22 protein-coding genes are annotated in these 24,544 nt (G+C 35.6%); 7 read left to right on the forward strand and 15 right to left on the reverse strand.

The features are described from left to right. Positions 1-2: 2 nt before the first annotated feature. The 3 genes from M2372_RS02645 to M2372_RS02655 form a co-directional block, all read right to left on the reverse strand. Positions 3-2,768: a hypothetical protein gene (locus M2372_RS02645; protein WP_148060720.1), complete on the reverse strand. Its 2,766-nt coding sequence runs from the start codon at positions 2,766-2,768 to the stop codon at positions 3-5. A gap of 63 nt (positions 2,769-2,831) precedes the next feature. Beyond that, entirely contained in the window at positions 2,832-5,300 is a 2,469-nt protein-coding gene (locus M2372_RS02650) for a VWA domain-containing protein (protein WP_123318464.1), read from the reverse strand. A gap of 12 nt (positions 5,301-5,312) precedes the next feature. Beyond that, positions 5,313-5,831, reverse strand: a complete 519-nt coding sequence (locus M2372_RS02655) for an RNA polymerase sigma factor (protein WP_123318463.1) — start codon at positions 5,829-5,831, stop codon at positions 5,313-5,315. 197 nt (positions 5,832-6,028) lie between these two features. Between M2372_RS02655 and M2372_RS02660 the strand changes: the two genes are divergently transcribed. After that, positions 6,029-7,231: an aminopeptidase C gene (locus tag M2372_RS02660; RefSeq protein ID WP_123318462.1), complete on the forward strand. Its 1,203-nt coding sequence runs from the start codon at positions 6,029-6,031 to the stop codon at positions 7,229-7,231. Positions 7,232-7,337: 106 nt separating this feature from the next. On the opposite strand, the gene M2372_RS02665 is transcribed toward M2372_RS02660, so the two are convergent. Beyond that, positions 7,338-7,787 (reverse strand): hypothetical protein, encoded by a 450-nt coding sequence (locus M2372_RS02665; protein WP_259080570.1) that lies wholly within the window; start codon positions 7,785-7,787, stop codon positions 7,338-7,340. A 4-nt stretch (positions 7,788-7,791) separates the two neighbouring features. Next, positions 7,792-8,187, reverse strand: coding sequence for a hypothetical protein (locus M2372_RS02670; RefSeq protein WP_123318460.1), 396 nt, complete (start codon positions 8,185-8,187; stop codon positions 7,792-7,794). A 122-nt stretch (positions 8,188-8,309) separates the two neighbouring features. On the opposite strand from M2372_RS02670, the gene M2372_RS02675 reads away from it, so the two are divergent. Together M2372_RS02675 and M2372_RS02680 are read left to right on the forward strand one after the other, a co-directional pair. Continuing rightward, entirely contained in the window at positions 8,310-8,585 is a 276-nt protein-coding gene (locus M2372_RS02675) for a bacteriocin-like protein (protein WP_123318459.1), read from the forward strand. A gap of 58 nt (positions 8,586-8,643) precedes the next feature. After that, positions 8,644-8,799 (forward strand): bacteriocin-like protein, encoded by a 156-nt coding sequence (locus M2372_RS02680; protein WP_165852200.1) that lies wholly within the window; start codon positions 8,644-8,646, stop codon positions 8,797-8,799. A 198-nt stretch (positions 8,800-8,997) separates the two neighbouring features. Here M2372_RS02680 and M2372_RS02685 read toward each other — a convergent pair whose 3' ends face one another. Beyond that, positions 8,998-10,059, reverse strand: coding sequence for an NADH:flavin oxidoreductase (locus M2372_RS02685; RefSeq protein ID WP_123318458.1), 1,062 nt, complete (start codon positions 10,057-10,059; stop codon positions 8,998-9,000). Between the two features lie 122 nt (positions 10,060-10,181). On the opposite strand from M2372_RS02685, the gene M2372_RS02690 reads away from it, so the two are divergent. Beyond that, positions 10,182-10,565 carry a helix-turn-helix domain-containing protein gene (locus tag M2372_RS02690; RefSeq protein ID WP_123318457.1) on the forward strand — a complete coding sequence of 128 codons (384 nt, stop codon included), beginning with the start codon at positions 10,182-10,184 and terminating at the stop codon, positions 10,563-10,565. Between the two features lie 8 nt (positions 10,566-10,573). Here the strand turns inward: M2372_RS02690 and M2372_RS02695 are convergent, their stop codons facing one another. Both M2372_RS02695 and M2372_RS02700 read right to left on the reverse strand, forming a co-directional pair. Then, a complete protein-coding gene (locus tag M2372_RS02695) occupies positions 10,574-11,602 on the reverse strand; it encodes a hypothetical protein (protein WP_123318456.1) in 1,029 nt (342 codons plus the stop codon). Between the two features lie 73 nt (positions 11,603-11,675). After that, positions 11,676-12,413, reverse strand: a complete 738-nt coding sequence (locus M2372_RS02700) for a class I SAM-dependent methyltransferase (RefSeq protein WP_123318455.1) — start codon at positions 12,411-12,413, stop codon at positions 11,676-11,678. Positions 12,414-12,562: 149 nt separating this feature from the next. Here M2372_RS02700 and M2372_RS02705 point away from each other — a divergent pair, with 149 nt between their 5' ends. Further along, positions 12,563-12,979 (forward strand): carboxymuconolactone decarboxylase family protein, encoded by a 417-nt coding sequence (locus M2372_RS02705; RefSeq protein ID WP_123318454.1) that lies wholly within the window; start codon positions 12,563-12,565, stop codon positions 12,977-12,979. A gap of 117 nt (positions 12,980-13,096) precedes the next feature. On the opposite strand, the gene M2372_RS02710 is transcribed toward M2372_RS02705, so the two are convergent. Beyond that, positions 13,097-15,529: a thiamine pyrophosphate-dependent enzyme gene (locus M2372_RS02710; RefSeq protein ID WP_123319086.1), complete on the reverse strand. Its 2,433-nt coding sequence runs from the start codon at positions 15,527-15,529 to the stop codon at positions 13,097-13,099. Between the two features lie 136 nt (positions 15,530-15,665). On the opposite strand from M2372_RS02710, the gene M2372_RS02715 reads away from it, so the two are divergent. Next, the gene (locus M2372_RS02715) at positions 15,666-15,959 is read left to right on the forward strand and encodes a hypothetical protein (RefSeq protein WP_115970767.1); all 294 of its coding nucleotides are present in this window, start codon (positions 15,666-15,668) and stop codon (positions 15,957-15,959) included. A gap of 180 nt (positions 15,960-16,139) precedes the next feature. Beyond that, positions 16,140-16,931 (forward strand): hypothetical protein, encoded by a 792-nt coding sequence (locus tag M2372_RS02720; protein ID WP_123318453.1) that lies wholly within the window; start codon positions 16,140-16,142, stop codon positions 16,929-16,931. 51 nt (positions 16,932-16,982) lie between these two features. On the opposite strand, the gene M2372_RS02725 is transcribed toward M2372_RS02720, so the two are convergent. The 6 genes from M2372_RS02725 to queA all read right to left on the reverse strand — a co-directional run bounded on the left by M2372_RS02725 (position 16,983) and on the right by queA (position 24,419). Continuing rightward, on the reverse strand, positions 16,983-17,960 hold the full coding sequence (locus M2372_RS02725; protein ID WP_115970613.1) for a polyprenyl synthetase family protein: 978 nt from the start codon (positions 17,958-17,960) through the stop codon (positions 16,983-16,985). A 73-nt stretch (positions 17,961-18,033) separates the two neighbouring features. Further along, on the reverse strand, positions 18,034-18,912 hold the full coding sequence (locus M2372_RS02730; RefSeq protein WP_123319085.1) for a hypothetical protein: 879 nt from the start codon (positions 18,910-18,912) through the stop codon (positions 18,034-18,036). Positions 18,913-19,055: 143 nt separating this feature from the next. Next, complete coding sequence (locus M2372_RS02735) at positions 19,056-21,038, reverse strand: hypothetical protein (RefSeq protein ID WP_123318452.1); 1,983 nt, start codon at positions 21,036-21,038, stop codon at positions 19,056-19,058. Positions 21,039-21,241: 203 nt separating this feature from the next. Next, positions 21,242-22,189: a sterol desaturase family protein gene (locus M2372_RS02740; RefSeq protein ID WP_123318451.1), complete on the reverse strand. Its 948-nt coding sequence runs from the start codon at positions 22,187-22,189 to the stop codon at positions 21,242-21,244. A gap of 75 nt (positions 22,190-22,264) precedes the next feature. Then, positions 22,265-23,299: a 23S rRNA (adenine(2503)-C(2))-methyltransferase RlmN gene (gene rlmN / locus M2372_RS02745; RefSeq protein WP_115970610.1), complete on the reverse strand. Its 1,035-nt coding sequence runs from the start codon at positions 23,297-23,299 to the stop codon at positions 22,265-22,267. A 70-nt stretch (positions 23,300-23,369) separates the two neighbouring features. After that, positions 23,370-24,419 carry a tRNA preQ1(34) S-adenosylmethionine ribosyltransferase-isomerase QueA gene (gene queA / locus M2372_RS02750; protein ID WP_115970608.1) on the reverse strand — a complete coding sequence of 350 codons (1,050 nt, stop codon included), beginning with the start codon at positions 24,417-24,419 and terminating at the stop codon, positions 23,370-23,372. Between the last annotated feature and the right edge of the window lie 125 nt (positions 24,420-24,544).

Genomic DNA, 24,544 nt, shown 5'->3' on the forward strand with positions numbered 1-24,544 from the left:
GGTTAAAATTTGAATGAAACAATACAGCCAAATGTTTTAAAAGACGGAAGATTAAAGAAATCCAGCCCTCTTCCATTATTGGTATCATAGAAATTCTGATTGGGATCTACTCCTTTATTAGCCTGCCAAAGCATTATATTATTTACATAGAAGGTAAGTTTCACAGACCGCTGACTATCATTCAGTGGGAAATAGGTAGATAGTGAAATATTATTGATCCTTATATGATCTGCTTTCTGAACATAATTCTCTGCGACGCCGAGATATCCATATCTCGACCATCTGTTCTCCTGGACATTTTGAGAAGGATTATAAAAATCAACAGGAGTCTGATTGCTATTACCATTAGCTAATACTCCCTGAAAAACATAATTTTTAATATTCCGTTCTTCTCCTGAGTCATAGGAACGTCCATAATAATCCAAAACAGCCTGAGTTCCATTCCAGATCTGACCGCCTTTTTTCCATTCCCAATTGATATCCAGAGTCCATCTGTTATAGGTTAAGTTATGATTGAATTTCATAACAAAATCAGGAGTTGGATCCGCAATGATCTTCATACCATCAGCTTTTTCAGGAAAACCTGAATCATCAATAATCAACTGTCCATCGGCATTCCTTTCAAAATAACTTCCCATTACTGCTCCTAGAACTTGCCCTTCCGTCAAAGTTTTATAAACATCCTGAAATCCAGCGACAGCACTGTTGTTATAACTTGGTATCACACGATCCACAATATCTTTATATTTGAAAAACGACACTCTGTTTGTAGTCAAAAAATCACGTCCCAGATAAAGTCTTTCGTAGGCAAAATTAACTTCATACCCGCTATAGGTATGATCTGCCATATTTTTTAGCTTTAGCTGGTTGTTCTCAAATACCGGAAAAATATCATTTTCGCTTTTTCTGTTAAAATATTCCCCTTCAAGACTAATGTTATATCCATAATTTATCCTCCCACCTATTTTCCATTCTTTTGTATTGATATTGGATAAACCTTTGAAGCCTTCAACTTCATGTACGGGAAAATATCTATAATAATTTTCTGCCTTCAGTAAAGTAGTAGCATAGGAAGCATAAGATCTGGTAATTTCAGGTTCTGAACTCAGATGGCTGTAGCTTCCTGAAACTTTAAAATCATAATTATCCCAGTCAAAAATATCTCTAAACCGAAGATACCCCGTGGCTTTTGGAAGCCAATAGCTGTTTTTAGCGGATGTATTGGAGATATAAAATGAATTTCCAAGATTAAAATCACCCTCAAAATCACCAGACTGGATTTCCATATTATAATTAAAAATATAATCCTGAGAGGTTCTTTGATAGGTATACTTTTTATCTACCAGGCTATTGTAAACATCAGATTTTATATCATTCAGAATAAAATTAAGACTAAAAACATTCTTAAATCTATACTCCCCCAATTGATACTTCCCCTGAATATTAGAATGGTACAATCTGTTATTTTGTTCTCTTTCATTCGTTATCCCGTCCTTGAAACCATTAGTAGATGGCAGATATTGATCCCGGTTCCAAAGGAAATTATTCTCGTAAGACTGAACGATATTGAGTTTAAAATCCCCAAATGCTTTATCTGCACTAAAACCCAATTGTCTCTGACGACTCTGGTAACGGTACTTTTCATCCTGTACGAAAAGGAATTCAGGATTATCAGCATACTGGCTGTAGCTTCGTTGATTTCCATTATCCAAAAAGGTCTGCTGAGCATTCGAAAATGAAATGGGAGTCAATAGGGAATTTTGATAGGCTCTATTAAAAAGTCCAATTCTATTGGTATTGGTGGCTTTGTCTTCTTCATAATTAAATGAAAACTTCACCAGATATCCACCCAGATCTGTAGTCAGCTTTGCTTTGATAGCATTGTTAAGATTAAACTGATCGATAAAGTACAATTGATTTTTCTGCTGTTTCAGATCCAGTGAGAGACGAAACCGGTCTTTATATCCCTGTCTTATCACCGTATTGATGTTAAGCTGATTATTGTAGCCAAACATAGTTTTAAACAGACTGTTATTATAAGCTTTTGCCTGCTTAAATCCTCCTGCTGACGGAACCAGTCTGCCATTCTCATCATACTGATAAGGCTGACCATCAAAAGCCAATGTAGAAATATCCGGTCCGAAACTGAACATTTCATTGGTTTCAGGACCGTTCCATATCAGGTTTCCCCCATTTGATCTTCCCTGTACGTATTTGCTTTGAGTAGCAGGAAGGGCGTTATGGCTTTTCACATCCAAAGAAGTACTAAAGTTACCATTCAACAGCAATGTCCAAGTGCTTTGATCCTTCAGAATATAAGTACTATCTTTTTTCTGTTTCAGCTTTCTTACCCTGCTAAAATATCTGTCAGAAATAATCTTTAGATTGGTTTGTACATTATCTATGCTGAAATTATTTTTCCCAGAAATTAAACTGTCATAAGCCTTACTGTAAATCTCCTGCACATATTTTTTCTCTACCTGCTCCTCCATAATCTTTTTCAGTTCTTTGAGTTCAAAAGATCTAACTACAGCCCTGTTTTTCCCCTGATTCCACACTAAGGTATCATAAGGCTTAGCTGCAATGACAGCTGTTCCTTCAGCATCTGTCAGTTCGTAGATACCATTATTTTTATTGTATACTTTTAAGAAATTCTGTGGTTTATCTTTATGATTTAAAAATTTTCCCGAATAATATAGGCTTGAATCCTGTGCCTTCAGTACCGTAACAGTAAGCGGCAACAGCAGCAGTAAATAGTTTTTTCTCATCTTCATGGTAATAGGTACTAAAATAAAGAAAAAGAAATTTCCGGGGAAATTCCTTTTTACAAATTATTTTTGAATTGTTTTATAACTCTCTATCAATCTTATAAACTCTGACCGATAGCCTTCTTCATCTTTATTTTTACCCTGTTTGGCCAGATTTTCAATATCAGAAAGATCTTTTTTCGTGATCAGCCCGGAGTTTCTCACCACTAAACCAAACCAGGCCACTGAAGAGGCAAATTTAAAATCCGGACTGGCAGAAGATATTCTGTCATCAACGTTTTTAACAATTTGACTGATTTCACGGCTGGTATCTCCATCCGGTCTTTTATATCTGAATTTTATAGTAGCCAGCTCATCACCAAATTCTTTTGAAGATCTACTATTGGTGTACTTCAGATCATTTTCTTTGGGAATAAAGTCTGATTTTACATCTGCAGGAATTATCTCGTACAAAGCTGTAACGGTATGTCCGCTTCCCAATTCTCCAGCATCTATCTTATCGTTGACAAAGTCCTCATTTTTCAGTTTTCTATTCTCATAACCAATAAGGCGGTATGATTTTACATATTCCGGGTTAAATTCAATCTGGATTTTCACATCTTTGGCTATGGCATACATACTTCCTGCAAATTCTTTCCCCAGAAACTTATTGGCTTCCTGCATATTATCAATATAGGCGTAATTTCCATTTCCTTTATCTGCAAGAGTTTCCAGGGTATTGTCTTTATAATTCCCCATTCCGAAACCTAAACAGGTCAGGAAAACACCGGATTTTCTTTTATCTTCAATCAATGTTTTAAGATCTGAGGTGGAAGATATTCCTACGTTGAAATCACCATCTGTTGCAATAATAACACGGTTGTTACCCTCTTTTACAAAATTTTCCTGTGCCAATTTATAAGCCAGTTCAATTCCTGCTCCTCCTGCTGTACTTCCTCCTGCCTGAAGATGATCCAGTGCCTCAATAATTTTATCCTTTTCGAATGCAGATGTAGGAGGTAAAACCATTCCTGCACTACCCGCATACACTACGATTCCTACTTTATCTACAGGCCTCAGCTGATTCAGCAGAACCTTGAAGGAAGACTTCAATAATGGCAATTTATTTTCAGCATCCATTGAACCCGAAACATCAATAAGAAAAACGAGGTTTGAAGCAGGTAACTGATCCATCGGAAGATTTTTTCCCTGAAGTCCTATTCTAAGCAACTTGTGCTTCGGATTCCATGGGGAGTCATTGTATTCGGTATTTATTGAAAAAGGTTCCCCATTTTTAGGTTGTGGATAGTCATATTTAAAATAGTTGACCATTTCTTCGATTCTTACTGCATTTTTATCAACCACCTGTCCATTATTAACCATCCTTCTTACATTGGAATACGAGGCATTATCAACATCAATTGAAAAAGTAGATAAGGGTTGGCTGTGGGTCAGTTCAAAAGGATTTTCAACAAAGGCATCATAACTTTCATCATAATGAGTAACTGGTGAAATCTGTTTTTGTTTATCAATTTCTTTCTGAAGTTTCTTCAATTTTCTTTTTTCCTTTCCTGAAAGACTTTTCGTAGTCACCACAATCACTCCATTGGCAGCCTTATTTCCATACATTGCTACAGCTGAATTCCCTTTTAAAACATTCATACTTTCAATTTTGTTTGGATCTAAACTTTTGAACACTTCCTCTTCCGCCACTACTCCATTAATAACATACAATGCTTTATTCTCTGCTGTAACAGATGATATTCCTCTGATCATGATCTTATTCTCATTAAGATACCCCACACTATTGTTATTCATTATATTGTTCCCCTGATTTCTTACCGATCCACTTCCGGAAGCAGTGATTTGTAACCCTTGGACAGTTCCCTGCAATGAAGAATAAACCGTAGACTGCGGCAAACTATTTAAAGTTGTAGTTGTAATTGTATTTGAAGAAGACACCGATTTTTCAATCCTTTTAATCCCTAATGCTGTGACAACAATTTCCTCAATTTCCTTAGTGGACTCACTAGTATCTTTCTTTTTAATAAAATTAATATCCGTTTGATGACCTGCTTTTCTACTACTAAATATAGCATCGTTTTTGTCCTTCTCCGATTGATATTCAGAAATTACCGGTTGATGTATCTGATCAGAAGACTTAGCAGGTTCAGGTGTTACATTGGCAGCCAGTTTTTCTATTGGTTTAACAGTATTTTTCTCTTTTTTGATATTATTTGTTATTGTACTGTCTATTTTTGCAATATCCGTTTTGCTTACCGGACCTCTTAAATTTGTATCCTCTGCGATTACAGGTTTAAAGGAGTCCACGGATTCTTTTTTATTCATGAAGTAAAAAGCCCCCATGCTAATCACCAGACTTGCAGCGATACTATAAGGCAGCCAAAGAGGAATCATTCTCTTTTTTTCTTTTTTCAGATCCAGTTTTTCTTCAACTTTTGTCCATACTTTTTCAAAACCAGGAAAAACCGTTGGTTCTTCTGAAAGCCTGGAAGCTTCATTGAATTGTTGATCTATATGATTATTTTCCATTGTTGTAAAAGTTTAAATGTTTTGATTCACCAAAAGTTCCTGAAGTTTTTTTCTTGCAAAATTGAGCTGGGATTTTGAGGTTCCTTCACTGATAGAAAGCATGGAAGCTATTTCTTTATGCGGATATCCTTCAATCACAAAAAGATTAAAAATAGCCCTGCAACCTTCAGGAAGAAAGCTCAGCAGGTTCAGAATGTCTTTTTCGAAGGAAAGATGTTCCTCAGATCCTTTTGAAGGTTCCACCAGGGTTTCTTCCAGGGAAATAAAAAGAGCTTTATCAGTTCTTAATTTCTGAAGGCATTCATTCACCGCAATTTTTTTAGCCCATGCTTCAAAGGTATCGGGGTTCTGGAGCTGGCTGATCTTCGTAAAAATCTTATAGAAGGTATCAGCCAATACTTCTTCTATATCTTCATCGTTTTTCAAATAGCGTCTGCAGACAGAGTACAGCCTGCCCGCCATTTTCTCGTAAATCTGCCGCTGTGCATTGCGGCTGTTACGCTGGCATTCCAATAATAATTCTCGTTCCATAGTCAGGAGTTATATTAGTATAGATGCAGGAACTTTAGCTGGGGTTGGAAACATGATCAACTTTTTTGGAGGTAAAAAGGTAAATTATCTTATTTACGTTCTATTTCTGTATTATTTTTAATTTCAAATTTAACTTTTCCCTTTGTAACAAATCTCTATTATTAACGACTATTAATGTAAATAATCTTTTTATAGTAATGAAAAATGCCAAAATTGCATCATTACTTTTTGTTTTGTCTGCAGGAAGTATGATGTTTGCCCAAGATGACTTAATCAATAAGTTAAAAAACAACCACTCACAAAATGCTAATTTTCAGTTTACAACGTTAAAAGACGTTGGAGCTACTTCTGTAAAGAACCAGGGTTCGTCAGGAACCTGCTGGAGCTACTCAGGAAACTCTTTCCTTGAATCTGAAATGCAGAGAATGGGCAAAAAACCTGTAGATCTTGCTGAAATCTTTACAGCCAGAAACTCTTATCATGATAAAGCGAAGTTATATGTTTTAAATAACGGTGCGATCAGCTGGGGTGACGGTGGAGAACTTCACGATGTAATCAATATGTACAAAAAGTACGGAGCTGTTCCACAGGATGTTTATTCAGGATTAAAAGCCGGACAGACGACCAACAATTTCAAGGAAATGCAGGGAAAATTAAAGCCGGTTCTTGACAGCCTTGTTCAGGCTTCTTCTAAAGGAAAGCTTACGGACAACTGGATGGATTCTGTAGATACTATTCTTGATGAATATTTAGGAAAAGTACCTGCGAACTTCACGTATGAAGGGAAGAACTACACCCCTAAAACTTTTGCTTCAGAAGTAGTGGGAATCAATGCTGAGGATTATGTAGAATTATCTTCTTACAAAGATTATCCTTACTACCAGAAATTTGTAGTTCCGATTCCTGATAACTGGAGCCACGATTCTGACTGGAATGTTCCGATGAAAGATCTTACAACAATCATCGATAATGCTGTAACAAAAGGATATTCTGTAGGTTGGGCTACTGATGTTTCCGAGCCTTATTTCTCTTATAAAAATGGAGTGGCTTATGTTCCGGACATGGAATTAGGTCAGATTACTGCAGAGAACAAACAGACTTTGTTTACAGAGCCTAAAAAGGATAAGGCCATCACTGAGGATATGCGTCAGAAAGCACTTAACAATCTTTCTACAACGGATGACCACGGTATGCATATCGTAGGATTGGCAAAAGACCAGACCGGTAAGGAATATTATATGGTGAAGAACTCTTGGGGAGTAACGAATGACTTCGCAGGATATCTTTATGTAACAAGACCTTATGTTGAATATAAATCGACTGCTATTTTGGTTCACAAAAAAGCAATTCCAAAGAATATCTTAAAGCAGTTGAAACCTACTAAAAACATTGGTTTATAAGAAATCACTTCTGTCATTTTGATATGACGGTTTTAGATATTTAAATCTGTTAAAAAACGCGCTCCCATCATGATGGGAGTGCGTTTATCTTTTATCTATCTAAGGATTATTTTTCAGTTATATGACGATAATAATCTACCAATGAATATATTTTAGGTTGAGAACCTGCTTTATAATCAATGACCAGCCATTTATCTTCAGATTTATTTTTATCAAATACATAATTTTCTTTGGGAAAACCGATGATTCTATAACCTGTATAAATGGTTGCAGGCGCAGCTTCAAATATTTCTGCTGAATAATAATTAGCATCATCAGCAATGGTATAGAAATTATCTTCCCCCTGTCTTTTTTTAATTTCGTCTATCTCCTCTTCATCAGGTCCCAGCAGTAATATCGTCGATTTTGTAATAACAGTATCTGCCTTTGTTTTCTGATGCTGATCCGACGTTTGCTCAGCAGGTTTATCTTCTCCTTTTGTACATGAGTATATACTCATTAGCACTGCAAAAGAGAATATTCCTACCCATTTAACGGCTTTCATTTTTAATAACATAATTTCAGTTTTTCTTTATCTTTACTTCTCTTGCCTGATCAGGGTTCATAAAATCATACAGGACAATCTTTTTGCCTTCTCTTTTCAATCTGAAAAAATGATCTTCACAGACATTTTCATCTCCGGCATACCTCAGTTCTGCTTCATCTTTATTACCTTTGATGCTGTAAGTTCCTATACAAAGAAGAGTATTTCCATCAACGGTAACTTCATTTTTAGATATGGAAATTTCAAAGCAAGTCACTGACTTGAATTCATCAGATCTTTCATCCGGCTTACAATAGCCGTATACTCCTTCCCATTCAGCATAGAGATTGAAAGGAATTGCTTTCTGTTCTGTTACTTCTTTGCGAAGTGAATCCAGGGCTGCTTTTTCCTGTTCCAGAATATGGCTATCCATAACTTTGGATTCGGATTTTATTGTTTCCTGTTTGCAGGAAAGAAACAGAAACGCTATTGTGGGTAATAAATATTTATATGACACAGTGCTTTTTTAAAGTCCTTATTGTAAGGATAAATAGATTGGCAAAGAAAAGAAAAAATGAAACAACAAATATGAATTTATATTTATTTCACAACTTAAAGAAAAACCTTGCGGTATTCATAAAAAATATTACATTTGCAACCATCAACAAATTATTACCTATGAAAAATTTAAGAAAATTAGCAAAAGTAGAGTTAAAAAAAATTAATGGTGGAAATGCTCCGAACTGTCCTCCGGATACCACTCCTTGTTTATATTTTTCTGACGGACGTGCCCGCTGGAGATGTATTTTAGTGACTGAGGAATGTGATTAATTCATTCTGTATTTCTCACAAAACAAAATCAGTTCAATACTAATCAACACATTACACTATGAAAAATTTAAAAAAATTAGCAAAATCAGAATTAAAGAAAATCAATGGAGGAAATGCTCCTGTCTGCGAGCCTGGAGCAAGACCTTGCCGTTATAAGGCAGAAAATGGACATCCGGCCTACTGGAGCTGTGTAGGAGATGAATATGCATGTTGATTTTATGAAATATAATAAAACCGGCTTTCAGAAGATTCTGAAAGCCGGTTTCTTTAATAAATAGGTGAAATTAAATATAAAATAAAGTGAATTATGATGATTAATATGAATAGTGAACCATTAATTTTGCTTCGCAAGTGAATAAAATATGCTGTTAAAAAATTGACAGCGAAGCTTATTAACTATCCACCATACTTATTAAAATAATACGCTCATACTTTCTGCTGTAAAGTCCAGAATTTCTTCTGTATTTCCGTCTTTGATCTTCTTTACCCACTGGTAATCCTGTAAGATAGCACGCCCTACTGCCACAAGATCAAATTCTTCATTGTCTAACCTTCTTATCAGTTCTGTAAGATCAGTTTTTTCCGTTCCCTGTCCTGCAAATGCATTCATGAAATCTCCGTTTAGGCCTACAGAACCTACAGTAATTGTTGGTTGCCCTGTAATCTTTTTTGCCCAGCCTGCAAAGTTCAAATCTGATCCATCAAATTCCGGTTCCCAGAAACGGCGTTGTGAGCAATGGAAAATATCTACTCCGGCTTCTTTTAGCGGTAATAGCCAATCTTCCATTTCGTTGGGAGTAAGGGCTAATTTGGTTTTATAATCCTGCTGCTTCCATTGAGATAGGCGAAGAATTATTGTAAAATCCTCTCCCACTGCCAATCTTATGGCTTTCACCACTTCAATGGCAAATCTGCTTCTTTCCTTTAAGGTCTTACCACCATACTCGTCTGTTCTTGTATTGGTTACTTCCCAGAAAAACTGATCGATAAGATAGCCATGTGCTCCATGAATTTCAAGACAGTCGAAGCCAAGATCTTTCGCTGATTTTGCAGAAGCAGCAAACTGTGCAATAGTATCCTGAATATCTTCAATGGTCATTGTAGATACTTTTTCCATTGGCAATAGCGGATAATCTTCAGACATTCTGGTATCTCCTACATGCCAGATCTGAGGTCCCATTTTACCGCCATTCTGATGTACGGTATCGATTACGTTTTTCCAGCCGCTCAAAGCTTCACTTCCATAAAAATCCGGAATATTCTGCACGTTTTTCGATGCAGGTCTGTTGATAACAGTTCCTTCTGAAAGAATCAGTCCTACTTCTGAAGCGGCTCTTCTTCCATAATAATCAGCTATTTTTTGCGTAGGAACTCCATTGTCGGATTGTGCTCTGGTCATTGGAGCCATTACGATTCTATTTTTAAGCTGTAAATTTTTGTATTGAAACGGTTTAAATAATGATGATGTACTCATATTTAAAATCTTGTTTTATAATTGTTACACAAAGTAACTAATAATAGTTCGTTTTTGTATCTTTCATTAAAAAAATAGTGGTAACTTCGCAGTAACTTACATTAGTAACATTAAAGTAACGTATGAAAAAGAATGAATTAATGCAGTACAGCTGTCCTTTAGGTAAAGCAATGGCTGCTTTGGGAAGCAAATGGAAACCAATTATTGTATTGGTAATTAAAGACCGAAAGCTACGTTTTGGAGAACTTGCTGTGCGTATTAATGTGATCTCCAGAAAGGTATTGACTGATCAGCTGCGTGAAATGGAAACTGATGGTTTGGTGATTCGTGAAGAGTTTAAAGAACTTCCTCCAAGAGTAGAATATTCGCTTACCGAAAAAGGGTTAGCCCTATTACCTATTTTATATCTTTTGGAAGAATGGGAAGCGAAATATCAGGTGAAAGGAACCTATTCGGAAGACTGTATCGAATTGATTCAAGAAAAGAAAAATACCGTTAAGATTTAAACAGGCAGCTATATTTCAATAACCTTAGTCTTTGTACTGTACTCTTTCCGATATTTATTATAAGCAGAATAGCACAGCAACATTCTTCCATCATTCATGATAAGAGTCTTATTCAGATAAATTTTATGGGTATCTAGATCCCGAAGTGGCTGCAGATCGTGTTTCTTAAAGCTTCTGATTTTCCGTGAAGAGAAAATAACAAGATCATTTGAATGATTAAAACGGGCTGCTTTTATAAAACCTTTATATTCTGTATTTAATAGGACCTCTATTCCGTTGTCTGTGGATTTCAGCACGATCAGGTTTCTGCGGAAACTCAATATAACCTCTCCCAAAGCGTTGATATCCTGAATAATATAATGATCATTTTTTAAAAGAAATTTTGTGATACTTCCTTTTTTAATATCAACTACAAAAAGTCTGTCATTTATTTTCCCTGAAAATATATTCTCACAACAAACATAGTTATGTAAATAAGGTATTTCAATATTTTCACCGTTGGTAATATCCTGTATGAGAATCTCTTTAACTGTTTCTCCTGTATAAGAATGAAGAACTATTTTTAATTGATCATTTCCTGTATAAGTATTTTGGGTAATATTCCTACATTGCCATTTTTGCTGGAAAGAAACAAAGTATTCACCATATATCCAAAGGGTCTGAATCAAATATTCTCTCAGATGATTGTCATCATATTTCAGTTTTTTCTGATCAATACGACGTTGCAGATGAAGTCTGAACATATCCGGAGGGGCAACCACATTAATATTTTCAGATTTTAAGAAATTAATAGTTTCTTCACTCATTGAGTTAATAAAAATTCTATTACCGTCAAGTTTCTGCAAAAACCGTATTGAATTAACTGCTATTATATTTTCCCAGTCATCCAGATCAATACTTCTTATGTATCCCTTAAAATCGGTTACAATGATTCTATATTTATCGTGATGATACAGATTGTTCACTAAAACAAACTTGTCATCTACATCTATGATACTATAAATGTATTTATTTTCATCAAAAACACTTATTTCCATATAATAATGTCAGTTATGGGAGAATTAGAAGCATTGATGGTACTTCAATGATTCAGTATATTAATATTTACATTCAGTCTTTCCGTACAATCAGCATATTAGCAAAAGGAGTTATCTTTTTATTTCTGATTATTTTCAGTCCGGAGGGAGCAATAGAACTTTTCCATTGTTTCCAGCTTAAAAAATGGAATGCTCCGATATTAAAGAAAATAAAATTGGTAGTATCTCTGAACTGTTCTGAAATAATAATTATGCCTCCTTTCTTTAAAATCCTTTTAGCCTCTTTAAAAAACAAAACTCTTTTTTCATGATCTAAAATTTCGTGAAGGGCTGTCACTGCGAGAATTACATCTTGAGAATGATCATCAAAAGGCAACTTATCAGGAGATATTTTAATTTCTTTAGGGTTGGGAGGAAACATCTTTTTTGATACTTCAATACCACTTTCGTGCTCATGGCGGTTTCCGTAAATATCACAGACTGTTAAGTCCAAATGAGGGTATTTTTCCTCTAACCTCAGGGACAGTGGATCAAAACTGGCGTGAATGAGAACAGCATTTTCAATTTTACTCCAATCTATATCTTCTTTTGAATCATTCAGCTCATAAAGATCAGAAGTATCATAAAGGATATAAGAGGCCAAAAGAGACGCAATGATATTCAAAATAATAAGAACACCCCATACCCTCAAAAACACAGCAAAAACAGCTGAATCAAGCTGAAATGACAGTATAAAAAGAAAAAGTGACACCCCTATTCCCAGCAGGATCTTTTTATAATTGAAAAGAATGACTAATTTGGTAATTTTCATGATAATTTCTGATGTTCCTTACTTCAAATATACAAATTCCAGTCCCGGTATTTTCATCACCTACTTTCAAAAAGGTTAGTATAGCACGAAAAAGTAAGTATATAGTTTCTCAACTATTTCTAATGCAAATTTGCAGAAAATATTTCATTATGAATTACAAAGAAATAGCAAAAGAAACCATTGGTTACCTGTATAAAGCCCACTCCAGCATCCGAAAGTCTGGTATTGATGAAAAACTGATTGCACTGGCAGAATTACGTGTATCTCAAATCAATGGCTGCGCTTACTGCTGCAGTTATCATGCTAAAGAACTTCTTAATTTTGGCTTTGAACAGGATATCATTAACCGATTACCAGGCTGGAGACATACCCAAGTTTTTGATGTAAAGCAGAAGCTTGTTTTGAGCTGGGCAGAAGCCGTAACTTATAACAATAATGACTGGCAAGAAGCCAGGGAAAAAATATTTCAGCATTTTACAGAAAGAGAAATTATTGAACTGACATCGAGTATTACTTTAATGAATACTTTGAATAAGCTGCGCATTACTTTGGCTGAAGAGGATTAAACTGAAAAACAAATTAACAAGAGGTATCAATTATTAATTCAAGGTCATATTTACAGCATCAAAACAAAAAAACCGCTTTCAGATAATGAAAGCGGTTTAATTTATCTTTAATCCTAATTAGAATATCGCAGGATATTTCTGAGGATTGGTTTCATTAAACATAGCGTAGATCTTTTCTACCATATCGTCTGTAGACGGCTTACTGAAATAATCACCATCACTTGCATATGCTGGTCTGTGATCATTTGCAGAGATCGTCAACGGATCTGAATCCAGGTATCTGAAAGCTTTCTGCTTTTCTAAGATCTGCTGTAGGATAAATCCTGTAGTTCCACCTTCAACATCTTCATCGATTACTACTAACCTGTTAGTTTTCTTAACACTTTCAGCAATCTCGTGAGATAAATCAAAAGGAATTAACGACTGGATATCGATCACTTCTGCAGAGATTCCTAATTTTTCTAACTCGTTAGCTGCTTCTGTTACAATTCTCCATGTAGAACCGTAAGTTACCAGAGTAACGTCTTTACCTTCTTTCGTTACTTCAATTTTACCTACAGGAACACTGAATTCTCCTAAGTTATCTGGTTGCTTTTCTTTTAATCTGTATCCGTTCAGGCATTCTACGATAATCGCAGGTTCGTCCGCCTGAAGCATTGTATTGTAGAATCCGGCAGCTTTAGTAAGGTTTCTTGGTACCAATACTAAAATACCTTTTGAAAGGTTAAGAATTCCCGCCATCGGAGAACCTGAATGCCAGATTCCTTCCAATCTGTGACCTCTAGTTCTGATGATTAGTGGAGCCTTCTGACCACCTTTGGTTCTGTAATGTACTGTTGCGAGATCATCACTCATTCCCTGTAAACAGTAAAGAACATAGTCTAAGTACTGAATTTCAGCGATTGGTCTTAAACCTCTCATTGCCATACCAATTCCCTGTCCAAGAATGGTAGCTTCACGAATTCCTGTATCAGCGATACGTAATGCTCCGTATTTCTCCTGCATCCCTTCCAATCCCTGATTTACGTCACCGATGTTTCCGGTATCTTCCCCAAAGATTAGGGTTTCAGGATATTTTTCAAAGATTTTATCAAAATTATTTCTGATCACTACTCTTCCGTCAACGTCTTCAGAGCTGTCTGAGTAAACAGGCTTAATTTCCTGGATGTTTTCAGCCTTCCATTCAGACTGAGAATATAAGTGAGATGAATAATTGTCTTTTTCAATTTCAGACACTTCATTGTACTTCTGCATCAATTGATTTCTTTCAGCAGAGTTGGTTCCTCTTGTTGCCAGTAACGTTTTTCTTGCTAAATGGAATACATCTTTCTTAGCTTTTGAAACCAATTTATTGAAGTGAGTAAGTGCTGCTTCTACTTCAGCATTCTGACCTTTAATATTTTCTACCAAAGGAACAACAGACTGAATTAATTCTTTGATGGCAGTCTGGTAGCTATCCCAAGCTGTTTTTTGCCCTGCTTTAGCTGTTTTTTTAGCATCTTCATCAATCGCTTCCAATTCTTCAGCAGTTGCAATTACTTCTTCTTTTCCATCAATTTCGATAGAATAGTTCAGAATCCACTCTTTGAATTTCACCAATCCGTCAAACTCAGCTTCCCAGGCTAAACGCTCTTCGTTTTTATATCTTTCGTGAGATCCTGATGTAGAGTGCCCTTGAGGCTGGGTAACATCTACCACATGTACTACTACAGGAACACTTTCTGTTCTCGCAAAATGCTCTGCTTTAGCATAAGCATCCAATAATGCTGCATAATCCCAAGCTTTCACCTGAATGATTTCACAACCTTGATTTTCTCCTTCTTTTCTTTGGAAACCGCTTAGCATTTCACTGATATCAGCTTTTGCTCTCTGGTTTTTGGTAGGAACTGAAATTCCATATCCGTCATCCCAGATTGATACGATCATAGGAACCTGAAGTGCACATGCAGCGTTCAGTGTTTCCCAGAAGTGACCTTCAGCGGTAGAAGCATCACCAATTGTTCCGAAAGCAATCTCATTTCCTTCTCTTGAAAACTTCTCAGAACCGTCAAATTTTACATTTTTATATATAGTAGAAGCTTGAGCCAATCCTAATAGTCTTGGCATTTGTCCTGCTGTAGGTGAAATATCCGAAGAAATATTCTTCTGTGCTGTTAAATCTTTCCAGCTTCCGTCTTCATTTAAACTTCTTGTTGCAAAGTGTCCGTTCATCTGTCTTCCTGCTGAAGCCGGCTCTCTTTCTACGCTTGTATCCGCGTACATCTGTGCAAAGAAACTTTCTGCCGTTAAAGCATTTATTGCCAATGCAAAAGTCTGATCTCTATAATACCCTGAACGGAAGTCTCCATTTCTGAAAACCTTCGCCATTGCAAGCTGAGGAAGTTCCTTACCATCCCCAAAAATTCCGAATTTAGCTTTTCCGGTAAGTACTTCTCTCCTTCCGAGATAAGACATTTCACGAGAAATCCTCCCTAACCTGTAGTCTTCAAGTATCTGATTTTTAAAATCTTGAAAGGATATTTGCTGTGTTTCAATATAGGTTGTTTGCATAGCTAAGTAAAAAAGTTTTTGTTCTTCAAGTATTCCGCTAATATACACTTTTTAAATTAATTTTAATTTTTATTAATCTTTTTTAAAAATTTGATAATAAAAAAAATTGTGCTTTATTTTGAAAAAAATTGTAAAGATGGAAAAAAAATCACCCCACATTCTGAATGCATCGAGCAATCTTCTAGGGTTTTCATTGATTATTATTACTTCTCTGAAAATCGCTAAGATCAGTCACAATACATATTTAGACGAATTTGCAGGCTTTGCCTGTATTCTTTTTGCCTGTAGCTGCTTCTTTTCCTTTCTGGCCATCAGAACGGGAAATAAAAAGAGGGAATACACGTTTGAGAGTATTGCGGATTATTTATTTTTAATCGCTTTATTTTGTATAGTTCTAGCTGTTATTATTGTAACTATGAAAATAATTTAATTAATATTATCCTATTAATCGCTTTAAAAACTATTTAAAATTACAGATTAAACAAATAAATATTAAAATTAACAAATAAAAAATACTTAAATAAACAAATAAATCACAAATGAGTGAAATATTTGTTCGTTCGCTGTCATAGTTGTAATTTTACCCTTACATATCTCAAAAAAAAAACAGATGAAAATTAAATTATTGGCGGTGGTAAATGCTTTGGCATTTCCTATGTTTACAATCGCACAGGTAGGGATAAACACGAGTAATCCCCTAGCTGCATTCCACGTTGATGCAGCAAAAGATAATCCAACAACCGGAATCCCTTCCGTATTGCAACAGGCTAATGATTTTGTTGTAACGGGAACAGGAAATATGGGCATTGGAACTACTGTACCTACGGACAAACTGGATATTAGTTCAGGAAATGTTAGAATTCGAAATATTAACTCAAATATTGGGGTAGGAGGAAATGACAGAGTTGTGGTAGCTGATGCAAACGGAGTACTAAAGACCATTAATTTTACAGATTATTCGTTATTTCATGCCCGTCTTACAGCCAGTCAAAATCTTACGACTATTTCTATTACCACATTACTGTTTTCTACTCCATTAGCAACTTCGCCATTTTATTCCTATAATACAAGTACGGGAATTTTGACGTTCAACCAGCCGGGAAACTACCTGATTACCCTGCAAGCCAGTTTCTCAAATGCGGCAGCCGGAACCCAGCTACTTCTGGGAATACGTCCTGTTCCTGATGCCAATTATCTGGGAAGGGGAAGTCATTATAATGCTACAGCAACTTCCGGAACCGTAGGAGAACTTATGAATTATAGCACCATGCTGGTCATTCCTACTGCCGGTTATCAAATCCGTTTTACAGCCGCACCAAATCAAAACTGTACAGTTCTTGCGACAGAAACCGGAAGTACCGGAAGCGGAAATGTAACCAATGTAACAATTCAGAAAATTTAAAAGAAAAAATCGGAATGCTTATAGTATTCCGATTTTTATTATGTTTTATTCTTAAAATTTCCTTTCAATAACATAGCTCAGCATACTATGTAAAGAGCTTCGCACTTCAGAGTCTGGAAATTCATTAAGAATATCTTTGGCTTTTTGCAGGAAGTCTTTCATCACAGTGATCGAGTATTCCAATCCACCGGAATTTTTAACGAACTCAATAAGTTCTTTTACTCTCTTGGGATTGTTATTATAGCGCTTGATGGTATCGAAATAGTATTTTCTGTCCTTTTCATTTGCTATTTTCAGGGTATGAATTAAAGGCAGGGTCATTTTCTGTTCTTTAATATCAATTCCTACCGGCTTACCGATTACATTGGAGCTTAAATAATCAAAAAGGTCATCTTTGATCTGGAACGCCATTCCTGTATAAGTACCGAAGTCCTGCATTTTCTTGGCCAGCACTTCATCCGTACTGTTAGACAATACTCCAATCTCACAGCAGGCAGCTATTAAAGTGGCTGTTTTCTGACGGATAATTTCGTAATAAACATCTTCTGTAATATCCAGTTTTCTGGCTTTCTCCAATTGAAGAAGCTCACCCTCAGACATTTCTCGGATTGTTCTAGAAATCACTCCCAATAGATCATAATCTTTATGGTCTGTAGATAATAATACTGATTTTGACAGCAGATAATCCCCTACCAAAACAGCAATTTTATTCTTCCATAACGCATTAATAGAAAAGAAATTACGACGTTTAAAACTTTCATCCACCACATCATCATGTACCAAAGTAGCCGTATGAATCAGCTCAATCATGGAGGCTCCACGATAGGTTTTTTCGGTAACATTTCCTACCAGCTTGGCACAAAGAAAGACAAACATAGGACGCATCTGCTTTCCTTTGGTAGTAACAATAAAACGGGTTACTTTATCCAATAAAGCCACTTTACTCTGCATTGATTCATAAAACTTCTGTTCAAAAAGCTTCATTTCATCATTGATCGGTCGTTTAATTTCTTCTACTGTATTTGCCAAAATCTGCGAATGCTGGGTGAATAATCATTAATTCTCACAAAGATAATTTTTTTCGCTCAATTTTAAGCGAAAATTAATCTCTGAGTTGGTCTTTTGGGATAAAATAAAGAGAAGGCTTGGTCTTTCCCAATGGAGATTTAAATTTTTCTCCTGAAATAGAAATCCCTGTTTCGTCTACTGCGATCCCTTCAATCTGCCCTACAGATAAAGCACTTCCTAAATAATAGTGTTTCGGGCTTTCTTTAAAAAATATTCCCGGTTCAGTTTCTGTAAAAACATCCAAAAACACTTCTGTTTTCTTACTGTACCCTACCAAATAAAGCTTTTTATCAAAGTAGGCAGCATCGGTTACCATAAAATTGGTTTTATAGCTTTCTGCCTTTACAGCATCCTGTTTTTCATTTTTTTCAGGATCAATGACATAATGGACTGTTGATTTTGACACCCATTCTTTGGTAAAGACATGAAGCTTTCCATGAGCATACACCATCGCTTCTGCATCAAAATCTGTCTTAAAATAGCTCGATATATAATCAGTCTGCTCAGGATAATGGAATTTAATTTCCTTTACCTGATTATTTTGCAGACTATCTCCCTGAAAAGGAACTTTATAAATGGTAAGATGCCTTCTGCTCCCGTCATTGTTCCCAAAATCACCAATATAAAAATGATCACCATCATTTGTAAGCGCTTCCCAATCCGTATTTCTGGCATTTACCTTTAAGGTTTTCACCACTTCTCCTGAGGTTTTATTGATTTCAAACAATTCCGGAGCATTTCCGCTGTCATTAAAAGTGTACAGCTTTCCATTAAAAAAATTCAGTCCGGAAGTCTCCTGGATCTTATTATCCAAATAATTGATTCTATACTTTTTAATTTTCAGGAAATCTGTCTGTTGAGAAAATGCTGTTTGAAAGGCAAGAAAAGCCAATAGCAGAAGTGTTCTTTTCATAAGGACAAAATTATGGGTTTTATCTTTAACCTGAAAGTTCCACTCTACTAAAATCATTCGAATACTTTCTAAAAAATGGGCAACACTCAGTTTTTCTTGTGTTGCCCTGTTTTATATTTTATATCAGAATAATATCAACTTTATTATACTGTTAATTTAGAATTGTCTATAACAAAAATACTGTTAACGACCGTTCCTTCTGACAATAGTACAGGATCAGCGGAATTGATAGGATTTCCGTTCATATCGGTTAATGTACACCAACTTCCTGTTGCATCTACAACTCCCTTTACTAAGTATCTGCTTAGAGATTTTGAGATCACTGCATCACAGATAGTCTGTGAGTTAGAAGCTGCTCCGTTTACTTTAAAAGCGATTGGATATCCGTCAAAAGATGTTGTGGAGCCTATCCTTAATTCAGCGTTGACAGTCAGATGATTTTTTGATGAACTTATATTACTTTTAAAACTTCCATCTTCAAGAGATACACCACTTAATGACATATTGTTATATTGAAAACTAAAATCACCAGAAATAACAGCCCTATTATTGTTATCCGAGTAAAATGACTTGATATTGCTTACCTTTAGGTCTAGTATTTTGCCTTGTTGTGATTTAACGTTTCCGTAGCAACTAATATCAAAACCAAAATTGTTTTTATATTCAAAAGAATTATTTAAAATGTGAATCATTCCTAAATCCATAATTTTACCCCAGTAAAACACGCATCCAATATCCAAATTGACACCAGAGTTATTGTTGATAAAAATACGATCCATACCGTTAATCTGATTTTCATCACAAATACCTGAAAAGAAAGAACATGGTTTATCATAAGATTCATTTATAAGTGTATTGTTTTCAACAAAAACATTAGATGGTGCTTTTTTAGCATTGATTCTTATCAATTGCTTTACTTCATCTTTTACCTTTCTATTGGTTATAGTTCCTACATTAGATTTTATAAAGACATTCTCTATATCAACCGGAAAAGAAGAATCACCTTCTAAATTTCCGTTGTAAAAATCAACAAAAACACAACCCAAACTAAATACGTTATCATGGATATAAATATTTTGGATCTTATCCTCAGAATTATTAATACCTACCCAAAGTCCCTGATAATAGTTTTCAATCGTATTATTGAAAAAATTCTGATTGCTTCCATGTACTTCATAAGCTACCCTTCCCCCTACAGGTTCAGGCATAACATCATTGTAAAAAGTATTGTTATAACAGTTAACATCTGTTGCCCATCCGAAAATAGAAGAATGATCTGTTGAATCTAAACCATTATTTTTAAATAGGTTATTCCGGATAATCCAATTTCTCCCTAATTTTACTCCCACTTTATTGGACTGGCACATTGAAATACAAGTTACCCCTGCTGTATTAATAAAACTACAATTTTCAATCAAAACGTTATCTGCCCCGCAGGCAACTCCATCTTTTGTTCCTGAAAAGCCAAAATGAAACTGAGTCAGCAGACTATACATGATCTCACAAACTTCTTCTCCTTTTTCATTCTTCCGATATGTCACTATCTTTGGGGTAATTAAGTTGTTCAAACCATTCATATCCAGAACTAGTCCAGACATGCTGATGTCATGTAAAAAATCATTGGAAAAAAACATTCTTATAGCTTTGGGTGCCGCTTCAGAAGAAATCCCATCTTTTAATTTTAAAACGGCTCCATCTGAAAAAACATCCATATTACTTTGTATAAGCATTCCAACATGGATATCAGGTGAACCAACAGTTGACTCATCAAATGTTAATATCTGCGGATCAATCATGTAAAAATGATCCGTTTTAGGAATAAAAAGTCTCATTTTCAATCTCGATGTTACTTCTATCGCATAATTGATTATTAGAGAATCATTATTAATTCCATCCCCTTTAGCGCCAAACTGTTTCACGTTAACATATTCCCCGGAAATATAATTGCTTAAAACATACCATTCACTTCCTTTTGCCCTAAAAATGACACCATCATCAATTATAGATCCTGCTCCGGTATATTTTACATAATTGACATTTTCCTTAGTATAGCTATCAACAAGTTGTACTAAATTATCAGCAGGATAATTACTTCCTTGTAAAAAAAAATCTTCAGTATAAATCATAATAATAAATTGTTAAATTTTGGTAACCAACCGGCTGGCATTATTTCCTTAACCAGCTCTGATTACAAATTTAAATTGCTGCCACGACAAAAGTTGTCGTATAAAAAATCTATAATTAAATTACTATGTTCTGGTCTTCAAATTCCCTATAAATAAAAAGACGGACTAAAAGCCCGTCTTTCTTTATAGATTTCTATTGATAATTAAGCAGATTTCTGCTGCTCCTGATTCTTTGCCTGCTCTTTTTGTGTCTGCTTGGCAAAGTATTCTTTCTGATATTGTCTTACTGTTTTCCCGGTTCCGTCATGTCTCCATCCCGGTGAGTTGAAAATATAATTGATCCTGTCTGTAAATGTTAATCCTGGCTGCTTAAGGTCTTTCCAAATTTTTCTCCATTCATAGAAGAGTACTGTATCAGGCCTGTTGTCAGGCATTTTTGGATAGATTCCATATTTTACAGGAATATTCGGGTCCTCTTTCTGGAAGGTTCCAAATATTTTATCCCAGATAATGAGACACATTCCCATGTTTTTATCCAGATACTTTATATTACAGGCATGGTGTACACGGTGGTGAGAAGGGGTTACCAGAATATATTCTAAGAATCCCATACTTTTTACCGTCTGTGTGTGCACCCATGTTCCATATACCTGACCAATAGCATAAGCTACCATAATATGCCACGGATTGAACCCTAAGAATGCCAGTGGTGAAAAATATAAGTATCTGTAAAGCGGCTGTAAAACCGGGCTTCTGAAACCGGTTGTAAGGTTGAAAAATTCTGAACTATGGTGTGTAATGTGAACTGCCCAGAATGCTCTGGAACGGTGATCCACATAATGCAGGACATAGTAAGCAAAATCTGTAATTATAAAGCAGGCCAGCAAATACCAGATGCTAAGATCCCATGAAAGAAGTTTGTGGTTGTAAAAGAAAAACATTACCCCCATTGCAAACGCCTTCATAATCAGGTCAAGACCAAAGTTCATCAAAGCAAGATAAACATTTGTAGCAAGGTCTTTTCCACTGTATAACTTCGCCTCCGAAACGTGGCTGTAAATCATCTCAGCTAAAATAACAGTGGCGTGCAAAGGAATTGACCACGCATATACATTTTCTAGCCCATTCTCGCTCATAAAATACTCCATCATCACAAAATAATTTTATGCAAAGGTAGGATTTTAGGCGATGATTTAAGAAAATTTTAAGATTTTTTCAGGAAAATTTTAATCAGCATTTTTATTGGCTAATTGCCCACAGGCAGCATCAATATCCCCTCCACGGCTTCTTCTTACCATTACAGTTATGCCAGCATTTTCAAGCTGACGGATATAATTTTCTTCAGCCTGCTTGTTACATTGGTCATATTTTCCGTCCCCGATTGGGTTGTATTGAATAAGGTTTACTTTTGAAGGAACCTGCTTACAGTATTTGATTAAAGCTTTGATATCCTCGTCACCGTCATTAATTCCTTTCCATACACAGTATTCGAAAGTGATTACTGAACCCGTTTTCTGATACCAGTACTGAAGTGCCTCCATAATATCCGTTAACGGGAATTTATCTGAGAAAGGCATAATTTCATTACGCTTTGCTTCAATCGCTGAGTGAAGAGAAAGTGCTAATTTCACACGCAATTCATCATCAGCAAGCATTTTGATCATCTTTGGAATTCCTGACGTAGAAACAGTGATTCTTCTTGGAGACATTCCTAATCCTTCCGGTTGGGTAATCTTTCTGATGGCTTCCACTACGTTTTTGTAGTTCATCATTGGTTCTCCCATTCCCATGAATACGATATTGGAAAGCGGTCTGTCAAAATACATTCTGCTTTGGCTGTCAATAAGGGCAACCTGGTCTACAATTTCCGCCACTTCAAGGTTTCTCATCCTTTTCAGTTTTGCAGTAGCACAGAATTCGCAGTTTAATGAGCAGCCTACCTGTGAAGAGACACAGGCTGTTGTTCTTGTTTCTGTTGGAATAAGAACAGATTCTACCAATAATCCATCATGAAGTTTCACTCCGTTTTTGATAGTCCCGTCGGTACTTTTCTGAAGAAGATCTACGGAAACAGGATTAATGGTATATTCTTCTGAAATTTTTTCACGAAGAGATTTCGAAAGATTCGTCATTTCATCAATCGAATGGAGGTTTTTACTCCATAGCCAGTCATAGACCTGTTTCGCACGAAACGGCTTCTCCCCTAAAGATACAAAGTATTCTTTAAGCTGGTCTAGTGATAATATACGGATATCTTTCATTGTAAGGTTGTAGATTTTAGGCTTTAGGTCGCAGGTAACTCCTACCTGCAACCTATTACCTAATATCTTTTTATAGAATTAACATTGCGTCACCGTAAGAATAGAACTTGTACTTTTCTTTTACAGCTTCTTCATAAGCCTGCATGATGAAATCTCTTCCAGCAAATGCAGCAATCATCATAATCAATGTAGACTTCGGTGTGTGGAAGTTCGTGATCATTGAATTAGCCACTCCGAAATCGTGAGGTGGATAAATGAATTTATTCGTCCAACCGTTGAAAGCGGAGATTTTTTTGTTTGAAGAAACAGAAGTTTCCAATGCTCTCATGGTAGTAGTTCCTACTGCACAAACTCTTCTGTGAGATTCTACTGCCTTGTTGATGATATCAGCATTTTTTTCGTCAATGATGATCTCTTCAGATTCCATTTTGTGCTTAGAAAGATCTTCTACCTCAATTGGGTTAAAAGTTCCCAATCCTACGTGAAGTGTAACTTCAGCAAAATCGATTCCTTTAATCTCTAATCTTTTCATTAAATGCTTAGAGAAGTGAAGACCTGCTGTAGGGGCAGCTACTGCTCCTTCTATTTTAGCATAAATCGTCTGATATCTTTCTGCATCTTCCGGTTCTACTGCTCTTTTGATATATTTTGGAAGTGGAGTTTCTCCTAATTCCTTCAATTTCGTTCTGAATTCATCGTAAGAACCATCGAATAAGAATCTTAATGTTCTTCCTCTTGATGTAGTATTATCAATAACCTCAGCTACCAAAGACTCATCTTCTGTGAAGAATAATTTGTTACCAATTCTGATTTTTCTTGCCGGATCTACCAAAACATCCCAAACTCTTGTTTCCTTATCAAGCTCTCTTAAAAGGAAAACTTCAATTTTAGCACCTGTTTTTTCTTTATTTCCATAAAGACGAGCAGGGAAAACCTTAGTATTGTTGAAGATAAATAAATCTTTCTCATCAAAATAATCCACTACATCTTTGAATAATTTGTGCTCGATAGTTTGTGTTTTTCTATCAAGAACCATTAATCTAGCTTCGTCTCTGTGCTCTGATGGGTGTTCTGCCAATAATTCCGCAGGAAGATCAAAATTAAAATCTGATGTTTTCATTTTTTAAATTACGGTTTAAAAATTATTGAAATTACAAGGTGTAATTTTCGGAGTGCAAATATACGACATTGAATACCCCTTTGTCAAGTATTATTTTCAATCAAATGTAAAACCGTGATTAGATG

Source organism: Chryseobacterium sp. BIGb0232 (assembly GCF_024810195.1).
Classification (GTDB): Bacteria; Bacteroidota; Bacteroidia; order Flavobacteriales; family Weeksellaceae; genus Chryseobacterium; species Chryseobacterium pennae.